This window comes from Psychrobacter sp. JCM 18902 (genome assembly GCF_904846615.1).
Classification (GTDB): Bacteria; Pseudomonadota; Gammaproteobacteria; order Pseudomonadales; family Moraxellaceae; genus Psychrobacter.
In genome coordinates, this window is sequence record NZ_CAJHBK010000001.1 from 3,055,260 (window position 1) to 3,074,354 (window position 19,095).

Below are 19,095 nucleotides of genomic sequence, written 5' to 3' on the forward strand. Positions count from 1 at the left end.
GCGATATGTCAAATAATCAGCGCTATCGGCAAGCGCACTCAATAGCTCCGTCATCTCATCAGCAGGGTGCCGTACTTATTGTGGTATTGCTGTTCTTAGTCTTGATTATATTAGCAGGTGTCATCGCCGTAAAGCAGAGCACTACTGACCTCAAGCTATCAACCAGTGATCAAATCAATACCTTATTACTACAGTCAGCGGACAATGCTAACCAAAATATCGAGCAAAGCATGAATGGCAGTAGCGATGCCGATGCCTATGACGCGATGATCGCGCGTGGCGGGCCATTTGGTCATTTTATCTTGACCAATTATAGTGTTGAGAACGAATATGCATTTTGCTTTCGTCCACGCGATCAGTTGTTTAATATCAACAAAACCACCATTCTAACGCCAGATGGCACAATAACCAATAGTGGCTACTGTGACACTACCAAACCAGATGACTATGTAAGTAGTCGCAATACCAGTATGACCCAGGTCAATGTATCGCTCACACCGCCTAGTGCCGAAAACGAAGCTTTTGGAAGCTATACTATCGGTCAAGGTAGTGACTCGCTCGCGTCTAAAGCCTTTATGTTTGACATCAATAGTACAGCTGTATTACCTAGCTATGCAGATGTGGGTGATTGCTTTGAGAAGACCAGTAAGCTACATACCGAGACTGATGCTAAAAAAACCATTGGCGGCTGCATGGCAGAAAAGGGCGTACCGAGTACTGTCATCTATGAAATGGCCGAAGTCGAAAACCAATCACTACGCACCGCGTGTGTCGATTTTGGTAAAGGTTCAGGACTACTGTGTACACTACCTGCTAGCTAATCAGCACCCTGATTTTAGCTTTGTAGCACCATATTTAGTAATACCATGTTTTGCAACATATATACAAAGCGTCATTGCTACTTTGTACCATTCAAATAAGGAATAGGTCATGAAATATAAAGCGAATCCAAGGTCTAATCGACAGTCATGGCCTATCAAAATATTAACCACTGCCGTCATGCTAGGTCTGACAGGCACGCTAGCGCAAGCAGATATCACTAGAAAGCCTATCGGCGATTTGGAGATTTATAAAGCGGCAAAGCCTGGTACGGCGACTATTTTTATGATGCTCGATATCTCAGGTAGTATGGACCAAAGAAGTATTGCCAATGACTATACAGAGTTTTCTGGCAATTGTACCGAAAAGGCAATAGCCTCAGGCAAAATCAGCTTGGTTATTTATAACCGTATGCCCAAACTCGCCGCAGATGGCAGTATTATGAAAGACGATGATGGCAATTCCATCATGGTGCCAGACCTTGGTAATATCAAAGAAACTATAAACTATACCCCTGAGGGTTGTACGAGCGGCAGTACAATACGCTTCTCTAGAATCGAGCGCCTCAAGCTTGCGCTTATTGAACTAATAGCTGATAAAGTCAATGACAAGAATGGTAACCTGAAACCAACAGGTACACTAGCCGATGACTATGCAATCGGCGTGGGCGCTTTTAGCTATAACAGTGATGGAAGGTCCGCTTATGTGTTATCTCCTACCAGAGTCTTAACCCCTGATCAGCGTATTGAACTGATTAATCAAATCAAAGGTTTAGTGGCTAATGGTGGTACTCCCACAGCCCCAGCTTTAGCAGAGTCAGGGGCTTACATGATGGGTACGACTACTATTGACGATGTCAAAGTTGTGGCTGAGCGTAGATATATTGATAATAAAACTCGTTATCGTCGGTGTAATGGCAATGAAAACACGCTCTCCTACGACGCAGAGCTAAAGATACATGTTTATAAGTGTAATAATTGGGGTGATTGGTCAACAAGTTCTAGAGTACTACCGAGCTATAAGAGTAACTCCAATATTTATCACGATGATGGTGGGATTACTTATTTTGCAGGAGACAACTCATACAGTAGTTTTGCCGCGTCAGTCGCGACGTCTAAAGAAATAAATACTAATAAAAATGTCTATATATCGCCTCTTAACGATGATGAGTGTAGTGGTAATGGCATTTACTTATTAACCGATGGTGAGCCTTCTAATAATATCGAGGACGCTGACTCAATAAGTATAATGAATAAGTCGTTGACAGGCTCTAGCTTATCCATGAATTCTTGTGATAATAGTAGCTCAACAGGGCTATCAGGGAGTAGCGAGCAAGGCTGGGGCTGTATGGCGACTTACTCTCAGCTACTACGCAATCCTGCCAATCCTGGTAAATTGCCGATCAAAACAGCAACCGTTGGTTTCGGTAAAACCTTTGCTGGATTAACAGGTACGCGCAGCATTATTATTAATGGTAAGCAAAAAGAAGTAATTGACTGTGAAAGTGGTCGTAGTGTAAAGAAGGATACTCGTAACCTCTGTAAGCTTGGTGAGCGTAAAGGCGATAACGAAGTAAAAACCTTTGGCGATGGCGGCTTTTATTATACCGAAGAGTCATCAGAGATTGCGGCTAGTGTGGTCGATTTTGCTTCAGGATTGGTACAGATTATCAATACTGCACCTTCAGGAACGATTACCATTCCAGAAGATCCGTACCGCGCATCAAACCAGCTACCCTATGCCTATCTACCGATGCTCGATCCTGAAATCGTTTCAGCAAACAGTATTTGGCGTGGCAACCTCAAAAAGTATAATTTAGATCAAGGCACGCTATTTGGAAAAAATAATAGTAAACTTTACAAAGATATCGCAGGCGATTTAGACGAAAATACTCAGGATGTCTGGCAAGAAGCTAGTTTTTCAGTAGAAGGTAAAACGGCTAATAATGATATTGCTGCAGGTGGCGTTTATGCTCAGTTACAAGCGCCAAGTGGAGGTTTGGGCAGTGTGCGTACCATCTATGTCGAGGACTATACCTCAAGTAGCAACAAAACCCCAATCTTGCGTAAGCTAACGGTCAATGGTAGCGGTAAGCCAGTAGGGTTCGATGCATTGGTAGATACCGTGGCGTATAGCCAAATAAACCAACGTCGTTTGCTGAGCTTTTTAGGCTTTGATGGTGTCCTTACCAATGACGGACAGCCGACCACACCGCTGACCACGCTCACTAAAAACTTAACCCTCACCAAACCCATTAACGAGACCAAAGTATTAGGCGGCGTGGTACATTCTAAGCCTGAAGCGATATCTTATGGCTCAGCATTAGATAACGAAGGTAACATTGTCACGCCTCGAGAAGACTATGTACTATTTGGCTCTATGGATGGGGCTTTACATTTAGTAGATGCAGAAGATGGTAAAGAAGAAGTCGCTATCATTCCAAGACAGATGCTCATCAATCAGTCAGAGGCATTAGTGAGCGGTTCATTTAAGGCCGATATAGGCCAGCCCTACTTTGGAGTAGATGCGCCGTGGCTGGTCAAGACCGACTATAATTATGACTTAGCGGGTAAAAGAGTAACCGTCGATACTACATCAGGCAAAGGCATGTTCGCTTATGGTGGTCTGCGTATGGGCGGTGAAGCGCTCTATGGTATGAACATCACTAATAAATCGACGCCTAAGATACTATTTACCATTACATCGCAAGGGGTCAGCTCCACGACTGCTGGCAAATCTGCAACCACAGGTTTTGATCGTTTGGGTCAGATTTGGAGCAAACCCGTTGCTGCAAAAATACGCCTAACTAAAGGCTCTAGCACTACAAAGAACACCGCGCCAACTGACGTGCTGATATTCGGTGGTGGCTATGATATGGGCTACGAAGAAGATGACTACGTACCAACCACTGCGGCACCTGCCAAGGGTAGTGCTATATATATGGTCAATGCCCAGACAGGCGAGCTGATATGGTCAACTAGTAGCGCTGCATCATCAGGTAAAAATGTCAAAATAGATAGTATGATTAATAGTATCACCGGCGGTATTACCGTATTGGATCGCGATAATGATGGCCTGATAGATCATATCTATGCTGCTGACTTAGGCGGGCAAGTATTCCGCGCAGACTTTGAGAACGCTCGTATTGAGCAGTTTGGCTTTACCGCTGTCAATAGCTTTGCTAACAAAGGCGTGACGCGCATACTCAATGTCGCCCCAACTAATAAAAAGCTTGCTTATCGCTTTTATGAGAGCCCGATAGTGAGCTTTTTCCGTAGAGAGAGTGGGCCTGATAACGGCAAACTCTTTGCGATGGTCAATGTGATCTCAGGTAACCGCAGCGCGCCGCTATCAATACTGCGTGATAATAACGCTTATGCCAACCGTGTATACGGCATCATCGATAATGATGTGACCCATGCAGATCTATTTAAGAGTGGCTTTAGCAAAACGATAGCCGACCTAACAGAAGCCAAATTGGTCAACTTAGGCGATGAAATTCCGAAGATAGCTAGTCAAACCACCGATCCAACACGTAAAGCTAAAAAAGACGCAGCCATCGCGGCGATGATAGGTAAGGCACAAAGTGGTGGAACAGCTGCTGTTCAAGCTAGCAAAAACGGCTGGTACTATCCGCTCACGCGCTTTGATGGTTATAGCAATGTCAGATATAATAAAGGCATTGGTGATAGTGTGGTGATTAATAACCTACTCTATACCAGCGTCTATAACCCTGACAAGATATATGGCAACACGGCGAGCTGTACAGCCAAGATAACGGGTGGCTCTGAGCGTCAGATCTATTGCCTACCTTATGGTGTCTGTATGGAGAACACCTCTATATCAGGTACCGGTGGCTTTGTCCCTGCGGGTCAAGGTATCCAAGAATTGGCACTTGGAGCATATAATGCTGACAATACTGATGTCAAAGTGCTCATTGGCACAACCACTATCGCTGACCGTATCGAAGCAGCCAATCGTGCAAAATATGGTAAAGACGCTATCAAAGATGATAGTAATATCAAGGATTTGTATTCAGGGACAGATAAGGCTACTCAAGAAAACGGTGATGGCTCATCGGTTGAGTATCTATTCAATGAGCGCTATACCATGCAGCCAAAAGCATGGTACGAGCGCAAGTAGTCGTTATAGCAACAGCCACACTTTTGCTAAGTATCATAGCTACGATTATAAGTGTCATCCTTATTAACGGCATTGCCAATAATATGATCAGCTACGATACTTATCTTTTATGCTACATAGGACATCGCCCATGACAGCCGTACCGCTGACCGCCCAACATAGCAATCGCGGCTTTACCCTTATAGAGCTATTGATTGTTATATTCATAATATCTATTTTGACTGCTGTCGCTATACCAAGCTATCGTCAATATGCGGTAAGCAATGCAGAGCGTGAGGTACAAGCAAAAATGCTGCGGCTTGAGATTGAATTAGAGCGCTGGCGAGCCAAATCGCTGACCTATCAAGGGTTCCAACCGCAAGTGGTCAATACTGCAACCAATGAAGTGACTTATAGCTATGACGATAGCCCTGCGACGAACAAGACTATCTATGTACCAGATGGTCGTGATGCTAGTAACTATCGCTATAAGATTATACTCGTAGATGGTACGGTGCCGGCCAATTCTTTAGTAAATGCAGGCCTGAATACCACAGGAAGGACGTGGAAGATGTACGCAGAGCCTAAAAACTCAGGTATAACCACTCATGCCAGTAAAATGATGCTGACTAGCAGTAGGGCTAAAATGTAAGAATCTAGGTACCATTACTTTTGATGAGACCTATGCTGATTGTGGGACTGATAAGGAGGAATGGTAATGAACAGAGATATGAGAAAGCTACCATCTACTTCTAATCCTCAACTTGGATTCACGCTGATGGAGCTAATGATAGTGGTCACCATCATTGGCATACTCGCCGCCATCGCCTATCCAAACTATCAGCATTATATCATGAAATCCAAACGCACTGACATGATGAGTGAGATGCATAATATCGCTGCTCAGATAGAGAGTCGTAAATTGGCAGAAGGCACGTATAGTAATACGCTAATCACAGGGCTGGGCGGCGATTTCCCTAGACAAGGTACCGCATTGTATACAATTACTTTTACGCCAAATCCGCTTACTTCTGAGTGGAGTATTATCGCTACTCCCAAAACTGGCAGCCAAATGGTGAACGATGGGATACTCAGTCTGAATCATCAAAATAATAAGTGTCGAGGCAGCGTTTGTGATATTGGCAATAATTGGAATGATTAGAAAACTCTCCTAAATAAAGTTGTGGCTGACAAAAAATGTCAGTTTAGTTTACGGTTTGCTACTAAATGTGACATGAAATGACAATTTTCAGTAGGGAAACCGCAACATTTAGTGTCAGTTATCATAGTAATAGTGACCGATTAAGTAGGAATAATAAGTCTAGCAAGCTGATTACGGTAAACATATACTATAAGTAATGATTTTGGCACGCTATATGCAACAATTATAATAAGAGAAATATATTATATTACTAAAGATAAAACACAACTGTATTAAAAGCAGCCATTTATCTTTATATGCCCCCAAAGGAGTTCATATGAACACTGCTCAAAAAGGTTTTACCTTAATCGAACTAATGATCGTTATCGCCATTATCGGTATCTTAGCTGCGATTGCTATTCCTCAGTATCAGAACTATATCGCTAAGTCGCAAGTATCACGTGTGATGAGCGAGACTGCCTCAATGAGAACAGCTGCTGAAACCTGTCTTAATGATGGTATTGCTGCCGGTGATTGTGATTTTGGTTGGACTAATAGTAATTTGTTAGGTGCAGGTGAGGCTACTAAACAACTACAGGGTGATGCTCTAGTTGCTACATTCGGTGCTGTAGATGCTAATAGTACTTTGGTAGCTAAATTTGGTGGTAATGCGGCAACTGCTATTAAAACTCAAACCTTAACGTGGACACGTAATCCAGCAGGCTCGTGGTCATGTACTACTACTGTACAAGGTAAGTATAAGCCAGCTGGTTGTTCTGGTTCTGGTTCTTAAGCACAATTTTAAATTATTAAAACAAAAAAAGAGAGGAGTAATCCTCTCTCTTTTTTATTGCCTGAAAAATACGACTATAGATATGTATATATGAATAATATAAAGAACATACACAACATAAAGATAATTTTGGGTGGCTTACTGATTGTGTTGCTACCCAATATAGTCATGAGTCTATTGGCTTATCTAATAGATGCTAAAAGACTAATCATTAATATAGATTATTTTATACCACTACTACTATTGGCATGTCGGCAGCGGCTACTGTTTGTTATTGCTTTTATTATGATATCGCTAGCAGACTTTTTAGTATTATTTACTCAGCTGTTTCCGTTTATTAGGCTTAGTGATTTAGTTTATTTATCCAGATTTGCGTTTATATCCTCTAGTAGCTATCAGCTTTATGGTATTACTCTCATTGTCCTGATTATCGCCCAAATCTATCTGTATCTCAAAATATATAAAGCAGACTATAATAAAACCTTATTAGTGCTGTTTAATATTATTATATTTTATTATGCTTATAGTGTGTATTTTTGGATAACAGTCGCCGCAGCTTTTTGACCATTAATACCCACATAGTCGGCTCGCAACTTATCAGTAATATGGACTACATTAGCAGTAGTTTTATTCAAACTTATACTATGACAGGCGACGCTCTTCAGACCACAAAAATTAATAGTTCTACGATAGAGTTGTTTGATTATCCGAATAGTCATGACAAAGTATTGTTAGTGGTCAACGAATCTTGGGGTGTGACTGCCAATGCTGCTGTGCAAAATGATGTGCTGTCACCGATATTAGACAGCCCCGTGGTGAGTAGAAGTGAACAAAACACACTACCTTTTATTGGTGCGACTATTGCAGGAGAGTTAAGAGAGTTATGTGCTAAAGCGCCTATACATTTTAATCTAAAAAACCAGCTTGAGGGTTTTGAGGACTGTCTGCCCAATCGTTATAAAGATTTGGGCTATAATACCGTTGCTGTACACGGAGCGATTGGTTTTATGTATGATAGACAGTACTGGTATCCGCGTACCGGCTTTCAAGAAATGCTGTTTCGGGACCAAGGGCTGAATATACCAGAGTCTCGCTGTTATTCGTTTCCTGGCAATTGCGATACTGACATCGCTGGCAGAGTTGTTGAAAAGTTCGCCACTAATGACAAGCTGTTCTTATATTGGCTGACGCTCAATACGCATGCTACTTATGATACACGTGATTTGGAAACGGACTTATTTGACTGTCGCCAATATAATATAGCAGCTGATACCGCCGACTGTCGTAATCTTAAATTACAAAAGCAGTTTTTTTATACGTTATCTCAAATGATAGCAGGCCCTGCTTTTTCTGGTACACGAGTGATTGTGGTAGGTGACCACGAGCCACCATTTATTGAGGAAAGCTCAACCGTATTTATTAGTGAGCAAGTACCGACATTTGAGTTTGAAGTAAACTAACTATTTTACTTATATACTAGCAGTGATTATCAACCAGTCATTATCGACTTACTAGGAACAGCGGATGTTTAAAGCTCTAACGATTAAAGATGCAATAATCCTTATTTTGTTAGTATCGTTGGTGGTTGTTATTGGGTACTTTTATGCCAATAACCAAGCCCGTAATATATTATGGCTGAAAACTTACCCTGTGCGTGCCGAGTTATCCGCCCGTAATATCAGTTGCAGTGATAATAGCCCTGCATGGCTTGCCGATATCTTGCAATACCAAACTCGTAACAATAACGCCCCTGCCAACCAAATCGCCTATATCGAGCCAAACGGTACACTATATTATTGTGAAAATGGCTATGTTGGTAAATATCCTCTACTATCAGATAGCATCACCGCTCAGATGCGCTTTCGTTATGCTAGTGTCACTAAGCTGTGGACGGCAGATGCTGTTTTAGATTTAATTAAAGCCGATAAGTTAACATTAGATACCAAGTTATCAAGCGTTTTATCTGAGATTGATGTGCCAAAAGATGCGCGTGTGAATAATATTACTATTGGTCAGTTATTAACGCATCGCGCTGGCTTTGATCGCTATAGTGTATTTGGTCAGGATATGTTTGGCATTGGCAAGGATATTTGCCCCAATCATATTGACGAGCTGAATAATCTTACCTTAGGCTTTGACCCTGATACTCAGACTAGCTATTCTAATTTGGGCTATTGCTTATTGGGTGAAGTGATCAGCCGCCTAAACAATCAACCTTATACAGACAGTATCGCCCAGCAGTATCATTTTTCTGATAGCACCTTAGAGTTTATATCTGATAAGCCAATGACTGATGAGATAGCTTATAATTATGTCGAGACAGGGCTGACAGGACATGCTGACATCTATACTGCCTTTGATTATGATGGATTAGCATCAGCGGCGGGGCTGTCAGGTAATGCGATAGAGTTAGCACGACAAGTGCATAGCATGGCTGACAAGACCGCGCCCAATATATTGTCGATAGACCCAAAATCAGCTTGTGATACCACGCAGATAGCTGAGTGTTACGGCTATGCAATGTTGCCGTATCAGCCACAGCCCAATTTGCCCATGGTGCATTACCGCGATGGAGGATTATTGGGGTTATCGTCATTAGTCGCGATAGATGAGCAAGGCGGCGTAGTAGCGCTATTAAGTAATGGCACACCAGATAATGGTAAGGCAGGCACTAATAAAGTTAAGATAATGATATATGAGTATCTAACAAAAACACCTTAATCATTTTAGAGTATAAAAGAAGATGTGGCATGAGGTGTGCATCATTATAATTATTGTTCTATCTTTGGTTATTACTATGCTATCAACTAAAAATTGTCACTTTGGCCGCCAGTCGGGTTTTACCTTAATTGAGCTGATGATAGTGGTTGCTATTATTGGTACACTGGCCGCCATTGCCATCCCGCAATATCAGATATATATCGGCAAGACTCAAGCGACTAGAGTGATTAATGAAATTGGGCAATTGCGTCTGACAGTAGAGGAGTGCTTGCAGACGGGTAGAACGACTATTAATTTGGGTACTGAGGAATGTGACCCACACGCCACAGGATCTAATCTCATCATTGGTGGCTCTCAGGTAGGCGTAGTGCTCCCCAATGGAGTCGGCGTAGCGCAAATCAGCAATCCATTGACATCATCTAGTAGCATCACCGCTACTGTATCGGCGCAAGTGAATCCGCGTTTGGCAGGTAAAAAGGTACATTGGCTACGCACCAGTAGTGGTTCTTGGGGCTGTAGTAGTAATATAGAGGCTCTATACTTGCCTAATTTTTGCGCTTATGATGCTAGTCTATAGTTTAGATAAAGCTCTCAGCAAACTCAAAGCTTTTGGTGTAACCTAAGGGTCCTAGAATAAGACCCAATAGTATAATTAGATTTACCAGTTTTCCTTTATCCTCAAAATATTTAAAAACGGCTGCGGATATATTCTTATCATTTAAACACAAAAAAAGAATGATAAGCGTAATATTGGTGATTACTAATGACCACCATCGAAAATGATCGTATCCTATAGGGTAGAGCGCTAGTGGTGACACTCCTGATAATAGTAAAATTTTAACTTCTAATGTGATTTTTTTACTTACTTTTTTATATAAACCGAATAAAAGATAAGCTGATGGAAGCATAAACAATAAAAAAACAAGATGATGTAGTAAGCGTTTTAAAGTAAAAGTTCTCTCAAAAGTCATGAAAATATTATACTTCAAGTCGGATTTGTGTATGACAGCTACTGAGCTCTCTACTACCTTATCCCCATAATTACTCATTAGTTTTTTTACATGTGCTTGCAGTGATAACGTTGTGTAATCACCATTGGTAGCCACTAAATACGTTAGAGAAAAAATGATAAAAAACGATAATACTTGAAATGCTGTAGACTGCTTTGATGAGTCTTTATAATGCCAGTACATGAATATCATGGGTGCTACTATAAAAAACGCTGCTTCATGAATTATTATAAATAATGACAAAAAGAGATTTACAGCAAGAAACTTAGCAATAATACTTACTGAGTCTAAAATATATAGTAGAGCAATCACTCCAGTATAGATATATATATCAAATCGCCCAACATCGTAAAAAAAATGTTGCAAGGTTGCAGGAGATGTTATGACAAATAAAATTAAAAGAAAAAAGCCATAATTATTTTTATTAGTACTCCATATTTTTCTTAAGATAAGAAAGACAGAAAATACTAAAATAAAAACAGATAAATAAGCTATGTAATTAATAGTAGGGTAGTAAGGTTCAATAGATAAAATAGAAAGTAACTCACCTATCAAACCTCTTTTGACAAAACCACCCTCATAGCTAAATAAGTAATGTGTATATCTCCAATTGATTAAATAGCTTTCGCCAAAGATAAATAAATTTGGATTTGCTCTTATCCATATTAACAGTACAGTGCTTAAAAATAGAGCATAAAAATACCAAGCATTATTTATTTTTTTATGCAGATATCTAGTGAAATTTTCCATTAATTAAAAACCTGAAACTAAGTTTTGCATATATAAACGCCTTATAAAACCTAGATGATACTAATAACAAGACCCACCATACTACCGATGGCTATACCAAAAAATATTTCAAGCTTTGTGTGTCCAATCCGTTGTCTCAACAATGGGTTTTGAGGATTTATACTACTATTAATTTGATTGATACATATTGCCTGTTTTTCTATTTGTTTCCTTAAGCTACTTGCATCTAAGATAACAATAAAAGCTAACGTCACTGCTATACCAAAAGAAGGAGTATCTATACCAACATCAAAACCGACCAAACTAACAATACTAGAGACAATAGCACTATGGTTACTCGGCATACCCCCGTAACCAATAAGATCAAAAGCAAGTCTTTTTTGTATAATACAATTGATGATGAATTTTGTGATACCACAAACCAACCAAGCAACAAATGGTGTTAGCAAATAACTATAGTCTGACACAAAAATCTCTCTAAAATAATATTAATAGTTTAGCTTAAGTATAGTCTAATCCAAATAAAAACGATACAGTTCTATTAACAATCATATTTAATGAAATAAACAATGACTTATTCAATAGACTATAGTCAGTCTTCTATAAATAAGATACAATGTTTTTAAAATAAGTGATACGGTAGAAGAATACATGACCTATTCAGCAAACTTTCGAGCGCAAGTTATCAAAAGTGTTAAAGAACAAGGCATGAGTATTCGTCAAGCTTGTACTTTCTATAACATTAGCAAAACCGCATTACAGCGTTGGCTAAAAAACCCAAGTATCAAGCAAAATAGGGATAAGCCACCAAGTAAAATACCGAATGAAGCTCTTCTCAAAGACGTTGCTCAATATCCAGACGATTACATGTACGAGCGAGCACAGCGTCTAGGATGCAGCAAATCGGGTATTGAGATTGCCCTAAAGCGCCTCGGTATTAGTCAAAAAAAAGAGCTTAGAACACCCAAAATCGTGTCTGATAAAAAGAGCGAAATATCAGGCTAAGCTTGATAGCTTCAAACAGCAAGGCTATCCTATTGTGTATATGGACGAAAGTGGTTTTGAGGCTGAAACGATTCGTCCTTATGGCTATTCACCGATCGGCAAACCCCGCATTGATCGCTACAACTGGCAAGCAAGAAAGCGAACAAACGTCATTGGTGCTCTCTATGAGAAGGTGCTGTTTGCGCTTGATTACTTTGAGACAAACATTAATGGTCGCGTATTTTACGACTGGTGCAAGTTCACGCTTATCCCAAGCCTTAAAACAAAGTGCGTGATTATTATGGATAATGCCCGCTTTCATAAAAGCAAACGTATTCAAAAACTACTCAATAGGCATGGCCATCGTATTCTTTGGTTACCACCCTACAGTCCTGATTTAAATCCCATTGAAAAGAAGTGGGCACAAGCTAAGTCTCTACGACAAGGATGGATGGAAAATAATCTACTTAAACTGTTTCATAATATGGGCTGTATCTCTTTTATTATAGACTGACTATATCGCAAACAAGTACTTTCTAGCATCGCTGATGGCATGACCATACGAGAAGCTGCGATATTTTATGGAGTTAGTACCAGCACCATTCACAGCTGGCAGCAGAATTTAGCCCTTAAAATAAAGAGAAATAAAGCACCAACTAAAATACCTGATGACGCCTTGATTGAAGACGTAAAAAGATATCCCGATGATTATAACTACGAAAGAGCCCGCCGCTTGAACTGTAGCAAGACAGGAATCTTTAATGCTCTAAAGCGCCTCAGTATTAGTCAAAAAAAAGACCTTAGGACATCCAAAAGCCTGCCTGATAAAAAGAGCGGCGTATCAGAGTAAGCTTAATATTTTTATGCAGCAACGCTATCCGATTGTATATATGGATGAGAGCGGCTTTGAGGCTGAAACTATAAGGCCTTATGGGTATGTACCGATAGGAAAACCCTGTATCGACAGCTACAACTGGCAAGCAAAAAAACGTACAAACGTCATTTGTGCTCTTTATAAAAAAATGCTGTTTGCGCTTGATTACTTTGAACAAAATATCAACAGCCATATATTTTATGACTGGTGCAAATTCACGCTAATTCCAAGTCTCAAGACTAAATGCGTGATCGTTATGGATAATGCCCGCTTTCATAAGAGCAAGCGTATTCAAAGACTACTGAACAGGCATGGTCATCGTATTCTTTGGCTGCCGCCGTATAGCACTGATCTGAACCCTATCGAGAAAAAATGGGCACAGGCTAAGTTTCTGCGCCAAGGGTGGATGGAGAATAATCTGCCTAGACTGTTTCATGATATGGGCTGTATCGATTCTATAAAGACTTAACTATAGATAATCCAAAAGCAGCACATTGACCATAATAAGATAGTTAATAAAAGCTGTATATCATGCAAAAGAGCATCTGTTGGAGACTCTCCTAATGCTAACATATCGACAATATACCAATAACGAAACAAACCAAATATAACAAGAGGTATGCTGATGACTAAATCAGGCTGGACAGCCATAACATACAGACTATAGAATATTATCGCCATAATTGCAGACATTTCTGCAAAACGATTAACTAGATCTATAGAATATTTAGCTAAAACAGCCCTACTATTAGATTGGTTAATTAAGATTTCTTGCCTTCTTTTTATAGAGGCCAGATAAAGTGAAATACTCAAAGTGGTGATAAACATCCAGTTAGATACAGGAACAGAAATAGCAAGAGCACCTGTGTAAACTCTTAACACAAAGCCAAAGGCAACAATAAATATTTCTAATACAGGTTCATTTTTTAGCTTAAATGTATATGCCCAATTGAGGAGAAGATAAATTAATATAACGTAGATGACGGAAGGAATATACAACCAAAAAAAAAATAATATTATATAAAGTGATATTAAAAGTAAGATAGCTTCTCTAGGTTTGACTAAACCAGATGCCAATGGTCGAGACTGAAATTTAATAGGGTGTTTACGGTCTTTTTCTATGTCACTAAGATCGTTTAATACATATACTGCCGATGCGGCAACACAAAATGCAGCTGATGCTACTATTGCATGATAAATAGAACTAATGTTCAGTAGTTTACCAGCGAATAATAACGGAGCAAAAATAAATATATTTTTGATCCAATGCCTGGGTCTCACTAACTTTATGAGGTTTAAAATTTTATAATCCTCACTTTGTTGACTGTTAATAGTACACATGCCTCCACTTTGTGAAAAATTTATTAAATTTATCTTAGGTTAAATCATGGTTGATTCATTAAGTATTGCAATACGCTATGCTTTCTTCGCAATTCTCGCTACTATCGGTAATATTTTAACACAAGATATATATAGTTACTTAGACTGTGGACGTTTTTCTCTTTATTTATCTATATTATTTGGTACGATAATAGGTTTGTTAATAAAATATTTTTAGATAAAAAATACATTTTCAAGTACGAAACAGCTAACATAAAGCAAAGTACAAAGGTATTTATTTTATATTCAATTATGGGGATTTTTACTACACTTATATTTTGGGGTGTTGAACTTATCTTTCATTATATTTTTGCCACAAAAGAGATGCGCTATTTTGGTGGTGCGTTAGGGTTGATAATTGGATATATTATTAAATATAAATTAGACCAGCATTATGTGTTTATGGATTAGGATTTGTTTATGAGTAAAATTCAATCTTGGGGAAGATTATCAGATGCAGATCATAATGTAATTGTATTTGACACACCCATTCATGCTATAGAAAAAATTAAAAATTATTGTCCAGCTATTGCTTATGGTATGGGGCGTAGCTATGGTGATGTATCTCTCAATACTGAAGGTAATTTATGGCAAACAACTGATTTGGATCACTTCATATCATTTGATCAAAAGTATGGAATATTACACTGTGAATCTGGTGTTGTGCTTAAAGACATTCATCGAATGTTAATACCCAAAGGTTGGATGTTGCCCGTAACACCAGGTACACAGATGATAACAGTAGGGGGTGCCATCAGTAATGATATACATGGCAAGAACCATCATAAGTATGGAACATTTGGTAACCATGTTCTATATATTAAAGTATTACGCACTAATGGTGACATTATAGAATGCTCTAGTAAAAAAAACTCAGAATGGTTTTATGCAACATTAGGGGGTATAGGGTTGACAGGCTTAATTTTAGAAGCAAAGATACAGTTACGTACTATTAAATGTCCATGGATTGAGTGCGAAACTATAGCATATTACAATATAGATGACTTTTTTTATTTGGCTGACTCTTCTGAGAAAGATTGGGAATATACTGTTTCTTGGATTGACTGTTTGGCAGAGTCTTCAGTCAGAGGGTTGTTTGTACGTGGTAATTTGTCTGAATCAAAAAATATGGCAATACCTAAAATTAAAGATAAGACTCTACCTTTTACACCTCCAATATCTTTGGTTAATAGATTAAGTCTACCACTATTTAACTTTTCTTATTTCCATATTCATCGGCTAAAAAAGGGGAATCAAACAGTTTATTACGAGCCTTTTTTTTATCCACTAGACAAACTTCATAATTGGAATAAAATGTACGGTCCTCGCGGCTTTTATCAATATCAATGTGTTGTTCCTCGCGATACAAGTAAACATACCGTTCAAGAGATGTTAAAAGTGATAAAAAGGTATAATCAAGGCTCCTTCTTAGCGGTACTTAAAACATTTGGTAGTAACTTTTCTAAAGGATTATTGAGTTTTCCTCGACCTGGCGTGACACTTGCACTAGATTTTCCTAATCAGGGTAAGCCGACCTTAGAATTATTTGCTGAGCTAGATCAGCTGGTCTATGAAGCTGGTGGAAGATTATACTTAGCGAAAGATATGTGTATGTCTAAAAAGCTATTTGAAGCAGGTTATCCAAGATATAAAGAGATTTTAAAATTTAAAGATCCTAATATTAGCTCTGATATGTCTAGACGTCTACTAGGGGAGTAATCATTTTTGAAAAAGCAAAATATTTTAATCATAGGAGGGACTTCGACTATAGCAGAGCGCTGTGCGAGAGTTTGGTCTAGTCAACAGCCATGTCATTTCATACTTGTAGGGCGTGACAACAATAAACTAAAAAGAGTTTCTGAAGATATACAAGTTAGATACCCTAAAACTAGTGTTGATATAAAAATTATAAACTTCTTAAAAGCTGAGGAAATACAGCATTTTGTTGAGGAGATTATGAAAGATTTTATCATTGATATTGCACTTATTGCTCATGGGAGTTTACCTGTACAGAATAATTTCAAATCAAGTATTATAGAGCATCAGCAATCATTAGAGATAAATGGTATTTCGCCCGTACTGTTTGCTGAAGCTATCATACAGAACATGTTAATGAATGACTATGGAAAGCTAGGTATTATCGGTTCAGTCGCAGGTGATCGTGGACGAAGCTCAAATTATTTATATGGTGCATCAAAAGCATTAATTGATACTTATACGCAAGGCCTCCAACATCGTTTAACTTTAATAAATAGTGATGTGAAAATTACATTAATAAAACCTGGGCCGACGAAAACAGCTATGACAAAAAATTTAGAGAAAAATTTAGCTTCTCCAGAGAAGGTTGCTAAAGATATTGTTAGAGCAATTCATGATAATAAAACTACTTTATATACACCAAAAAAATGGTTTATCATTATGCTAATCATTAAAAGCTTACCCAAGCTTTTATTTAACAAGTTTGATATCTGACAAAGCTTTCTGTATTAAGCTTATAATATTTGGCACGTACCATGCACTATCGTTTATGTCTTAAAAATTGACAATAACGCTATCGTAAGTCGTCACCTGAAGCAATTAAACAGAGAGTAGGCAGGCTTTACCTTAATTGAGGTTATGATAGTGGTTGCGATTATCGGTATCTCATCAGCCATAGCTACAGTCAGCTATCAGACGCAGGTAATGACGACTTATAAAAAGATAAACCACTTTCGTCTGACCCTTGCTGTCAAATCCGTATAAATAAACTTGAGAGATTTTAGTTACGCAGCATGATGATAAATATCAAACCACACCTGTCTTGGCGATTTATAGCCTAAACTCTTTTAAATCCTAGTTTGGTTGTAATACAACTCGATATATCCAATGGTATCGCTGATGGCTTCAAACCTTATTCTATAATCTTGGTGATACACTAATTTGTTCTTCAATATACCCCAAAATCTTTCTATTGGCGCACTATCGAAGCAATTATAGTCAGTTCACAATAAAAGAAATACAGCCCATATCATGAAACAGTGTAGACAGATCATTCTCCATCCAGCCTTGGCGCAGAAACTTTGCTTGTGCCCACTTTTTCTCAATATTACCTATGCTGTCAAATCTGTAGACATCGCTGTCAAATCTGTAGACATCGACTTGGGAGATTTTATTTACGCAGCCTGACGATAAAAGTCAAACCACATCTGTATTGGCGTTTTATAGCCCAAACCCTTTTGAATTCTAGTCTGATTGTAATCTAGTTAGATATATTTAGTGATATCACTGATGGCTTCGAATCTTGTTTTATAGTCTTCGTGATACACCAACTCATTCTTTAATATGCTCCAGAAGCTTTCTATGGGCGCATTGTCAAAGCAATTGCCACGCCTAGACATTGAGCCTTTCAACTTATGCTGCTTGATGATCTTGTGGTATGCGTGGCTACAGTACTGACTGCCTCTATCAGAATGCACAATCAGCTGTCGGTTGGGTCGTTTATTCTTGATTGCCATATTGAGTGCACGGCATACTAAATCAGCGGCCATGCGCTTGTTGATGGTATAGCCGACTAGCTCTTTAGTGTATAAGTCTTTAACTTCTGCTAAGTATAGCGAGCCTTCATTTGTCCAAATATAAGTGATGTCACTGACCCAAAATTTATTGGGACACTTAGCATCAAACTTCTGATCTAGCACTTTTGGATAAACCAGCTTATTATGTTTGCAGTTGGTGGTAATTTTAAAGCGCTCGTGCCGACGGTATTTGATGCCATGTTCTTCTTTAATGTTTCTAGTTATTATTAGCTGATATAATGCCCTCGTTCACTTAGATGTGATTGCAGACGACCTACGCCATAGCGCTCAAGAGTTTCAGTGTGAGGCGCTTTGACAAGTAGCTCATAGTGGTTACGATGTATTTTCCGATTCATCCAGTCGTAGTAGCTGGATGGTTTAGCAGCTAATACACGGCAGATGCTTATTACGATAAAGATGTACCGATTCGTTTTTATAAAAGCGCACCTTGCTAGCTGTGCTTTGCAAAGTACGCCGCGGCCTTTTTTAATACCTCTCGTTCCTCTTCAGCTACTTTAAGCTGCCGCTTGAGCTGCTTTATTTCCTGAAGAGCTGCTATAAGTTCAGGATCATATTATTCTGTGCCGACAAGCTTGCCTTAATTGGCTTTATTATTCCAGCTGGATAACGTTTGCATAGCGATGCCAAGTTACTTTGCAGTAGCCAAAATATTACCATTATTATGCGATATATTCTCGACGGCTTCGGCTTTAAATTCGTCACTGTAGGTTCTTATTTTCTTGATCATGGTAAACTCCTCATCGAGTCGTTAGTTTACTAAGTTTACTTCTACGGTTTCTTCAGCATAGCTCAAAACTTACCTTATCTAAAAAGTCAGGTGCTAAGCCTTGATTATCTTACTAATGATAAGTGGCAATGTCATGCGAGCACAGAGATCAAAAATAATTATTTACCGCAAGCATGTCGGTAAAGCTTTTAGAAAAAAA

At 38.9% G+C, this 19,095-nt stretch carries 18 protein-coding genes and 3 pseudogenes; 16 read left to right on the plus strand and 5 right to left on the minus strand.

From position 1 onward, the window contains the following. Nucleotides 1-5 precede the first annotated feature (5 nt). The 8 genes from JMY05_RS12710 (at nt 6) to JMY05_RS12745 (ending at nt 10,173) form a co-directional block, all read left to right on the plus strand. Nucleotides 6-821 (plus strand): pilus assembly protein PilX, encoded by an 816-nt coding sequence (locus JMY05_RS12710; RefSeq protein ID WP_201615256.1) that lies wholly within the window; start codon nt 6-8, stop codon nt 819-821. A gap of 109 nt (nt 822-930) precedes the next feature. Further along, nucleotides 931-4,962, plus strand: a complete 4,032-nt coding sequence (locus JMY05_RS12715; RefSeq protein ID WP_201615257.1) for a PilC/PilY family type IV pilus protein — start codon at nt 931-933, stop codon at nt 4,960-4,962. Nucleotides 4,963-5,092: 130 nt separating this feature from the next. Next, on the plus strand, nt 5,093-5,593 hold the full coding sequence (locus tag JMY05_RS12720) for a type IV pilin protein (protein WP_227678187.1): 501 nt from the start codon (nt 5,093-5,095) through the stop codon (nt 5,591-5,593). 66 nt (nt 5,594-5,659) lie between these two features. After that, nucleotides 5,660-6,103 (plus strand): type IV pilin protein, encoded by a 444-nt coding sequence (locus JMY05_RS12725; protein ID WP_045443434.1) that lies wholly within the window; start codon nt 5,660-5,662, stop codon nt 6,101-6,103. A gap of 316 nt (nt 6,104-6,419) precedes the next feature. Then, entirely contained in the window at nt 6,420-6,875 is a 456-nt protein-coding gene (locus tag JMY05_RS12730) for a pilin (RefSeq protein ID WP_045443437.1), read from the plus strand. Nucleotides 6,876-7,411: 536 nt separating this feature from the next. Next, on the plus strand, nt 7,412-8,335 hold the full coding sequence (locus tag JMY05_RS12735; RefSeq protein WP_227678188.1) for a sulfatase-like hydrolase/transferase: 924 nt from the start codon (nt 7,412-7,414) through the stop codon (nt 8,333-8,335). A gap of 64 nt (nt 8,336-8,399) precedes the next feature. Further along, nucleotides 8,400-9,596, plus strand: coding sequence for a serine hydrolase domain-containing protein (locus tag JMY05_RS12740; RefSeq protein WP_201615258.1), 1,197 nt, complete (start codon nt 8,400-8,402; stop codon nt 9,594-9,596). Nucleotides 9,597-9,672: 76 nt separating this feature from the next. Beyond that, nucleotides 9,673-10,173, plus strand: a complete 501-nt coding sequence (locus JMY05_RS12745; protein ID WP_045443442.1) for a pilin — start codon at nt 9,673-9,675, stop codon at nt 10,171-10,173. 1 nt (nt 10,174) lies between these two features. On the opposite strand, the gene JMY05_RS12750 is transcribed toward JMY05_RS12745, so the two are convergent. Both JMY05_RS12750 and JMY05_RS12755 read right to left on the minus strand, forming a co-directional pair. Beyond that, nucleotides 10,175-11,356, minus strand: a complete 1,182-nt coding sequence (locus JMY05_RS12750; protein ID WP_045443445.1) for a hypothetical protein — start codon at nt 11,354-11,356, stop codon at nt 10,175-10,177. Between the two features lie 50 nt (nt 11,357-11,406). Continuing rightward, entirely contained in the window at nt 11,407-11,823 is a 417-nt protein-coding gene (locus JMY05_RS12755) for a divergent PAP2 family protein (protein ID WP_045443448.1), read from the minus strand. Between the two features lie 184 nt (nt 11,824-12,007). Here JMY05_RS12755 and JMY05_RS12760 point away from each other — a divergent pair, with 184 nt between their 5' ends. The 4 genes from JMY05_RS12760 to JMY05_RS13910 are packed head-to-tail and all read left to right on the plus strand — an operon-like array spanning nt 12,008 to nt 13,683. Further along, a complete protein-coding gene (locus JMY05_RS12760; protein ID WP_045443451.1) occupies nt 12,008-12,361 on the plus strand; it encodes an IS630 transposase-related protein in 354 nt (117 codons plus the stop codon). Between the two features lie 34 nt (nt 12,362-12,395). Next, the gene (locus JMY05_RS12765; RefSeq protein WP_265089059.1) at nt 12,396-12,854 is read left to right on the plus strand and encodes an IS630 family transposase; all 459 of its coding nucleotides are present in this window, start codon (nt 12,396-12,398) and stop codon (nt 12,852-12,854) included. Between the two features lie 39 nt (nt 12,855-12,893). After that, entirely contained in the window at nt 12,894-13,190 is a 297-nt protein-coding gene (locus JMY05_RS13905) for an IS630 transposase-related protein (RefSeq protein WP_045443456.1), read from the plus strand. A gap of 13 nt (nt 13,191-13,203) precedes the next feature. Continuing rightward, nucleotides 13,204-13,683 (plus strand): IS630 family transposase, encoded by a 480-nt coding sequence (locus tag JMY05_RS13910; RefSeq protein ID WP_227678189.1) that lies wholly within the window; start codon nt 13,204-13,206, stop codon nt 13,681-13,683. Here JMY05_RS13910 and JMY05_RS12775 read toward each other — a convergent pair. Beyond that, nucleotides 13,680-14,555: a decaprenyl-phosphate phosphoribosyltransferase gene (locus JMY05_RS12775; RefSeq protein ID WP_045443462.1), complete on the minus strand. Its 876-nt coding sequence runs from the start codon at nt 14,553-14,555 to the stop codon at nt 13,680-13,682. The two genes, JMY05_RS13910 and JMY05_RS12775, sit on opposite strands and share 4 nt — an antisense overlap. A 252-nt stretch (nt 14,556-14,807) precedes the next feature. Here JMY05_RS12775 and JMY05_RS14025 point away from each other — a divergent pair, with 252 nt between their 5' ends. The 4 genes and pseudogenes from JMY05_RS14025 to JMY05_RS14085 form a co-directional block, all read left to right on the plus strand. Then, nucleotides 14,808-15,005, plus strand: coding sequence for a GtrA family protein (locus JMY05_RS14025; RefSeq protein ID WP_320157824.1), 198 nt, complete (start codon nt 14,808-14,810; stop codon nt 15,003-15,005). A 9-nt stretch (nt 15,006-15,014) separates the two neighbouring features. Further along, complete coding sequence (locus JMY05_RS12785) at nt 15,015-16,313, plus strand: FAD-binding oxidoreductase (RefSeq protein WP_201615259.1); 1,299 nt, start codon at nt 15,015-15,017, stop codon at nt 16,311-16,313. Nucleotides 16,314-16,319: 6 nt separating this feature from the next. Next, on the plus strand, nt 16,320-17,066 hold the full coding sequence (locus tag JMY05_RS12790) for an SDR family NAD(P)-dependent oxidoreductase (protein WP_045443468.1): 747 nt from the start codon (nt 16,320-16,322) through the stop codon (nt 17,064-17,066). A gap of 123 nt (nt 17,067-17,189) precedes the next feature. Then, nucleotides 17,190-17,285, plus strand: a pseudogene (locus JMY05_RS14085) (type IV pilin protein); the annotation flags it as partial. Between the two features lie 71 nt (nt 17,286-17,356). On the opposite strand, the pseudogene JMY05_RS12800 reads toward JMY05_RS14085, so the two are convergent. Both JMY05_RS12800 and JMY05_RS12805 read right to left on the minus strand, forming a co-directional pair. Then, nucleotides 17,357-17,566: pseudogene (locus JMY05_RS12800) on the minus strand (IS3 family transposase); the annotation flags it as partial. A 180-nt stretch (nt 17,567-17,746) separates the two neighbouring features. Beyond that, nucleotides 17,747-18,896, minus strand: a pseudogene (locus JMY05_RS12805) (IS3 family transposase). Nucleotides 18,897-19,095: the final 199 nt, after the last annotated feature.

What these genes read in the sequence shown, in the direction of transcription:
- JMY05_RS12710 (WP_201615256.1), top strand. Translation starts at nt 6, where the DNA reads ATGTCAAATAATCAGCGCTATCGGCAAGCGCACTCAATAGCTCCGTCA.
- JMY05_RS12715 (WP_201615257.1), top strand. Translation starts at nt 931, where the DNA reads ATGAAATATAAAGCGAATCCAAGGTCTAATCGACAGTCATGGCCTATC.
- JMY05_RS12720 (WP_227678187.1), top strand. Translation starts at nt 5,093, where the DNA reads ATGACAGCCGTACCGCTGACCGCCCAACATAGCAATCGCGGCTTTACC.
- JMY05_RS12725 (WP_045443434.1), top strand. Translation starts at nt 5,660, where the DNA reads ATGAACAGAGATATGAGAAAGCTACCATCTACTTCTAATCCTCAACTT.
- JMY05_RS12730 (WP_045443437.1), top strand. Translation starts at nt 6,420, where the DNA reads ATGAACACTGCTCAAAAAGGTTTTACCTTAATCGAACTAATGATCGTT.
- JMY05_RS12740 (WP_201615258.1), top strand. Translation starts at nt 8,400, where the DNA reads ATGTTTAAAGCTCTAACGATTAAAGATGCAATAATCCTTATTTTGTTA.
- JMY05_RS12745 (WP_045443442.1), top strand. Translation starts at nt 9,673, where the DNA reads ATGCTATCAACTAAAAATTGTCACTTTGGCCGCCAGTCGGGTTTTACC.
- JMY05_RS12750 (WP_045443445.1), bottom strand. Translation starts at nt 11,356, where the DNA reads ATGGAAAATTTCACTAGATATCTGCATAAAAAAATAAATAATGCTTGG.
- JMY05_RS12760 (WP_045443451.1), top strand. Translation starts at nt 12,008, where the DNA reads ATGACCTATTCAGCAAACTTTCGAGCGCAAGTTATCAAAAGTGTTAAA.
- JMY05_RS13905 (WP_045443456.1), top strand. Translation starts at nt 12,894, where the DNA reads ATGACCATACGAGAAGCTGCGATATTTTATGGAGTTAGTACCAGCACC.
- JMY05_RS13910 (WP_227678189.1), top strand. Translation starts at nt 13,204, where the DNA reads ATGCAGCAACGCTATCCGATTGTATATATGGATGAGAGCGGCTTTGAG.
- JMY05_RS12775 (WP_045443462.1), bottom strand. Translation starts at nt 14,555, where the DNA reads ATGTGTACTATTAACAGTCAACAAAGTGAGGATTATAAAATTTTAAAC.
- JMY05_RS12785 (WP_201615259.1), top strand. Translation starts at nt 15,015, where the DNA reads ATGAGTAAAATTCAATCTTGGGGAAGATTATCAGATGCAGATCATAAT.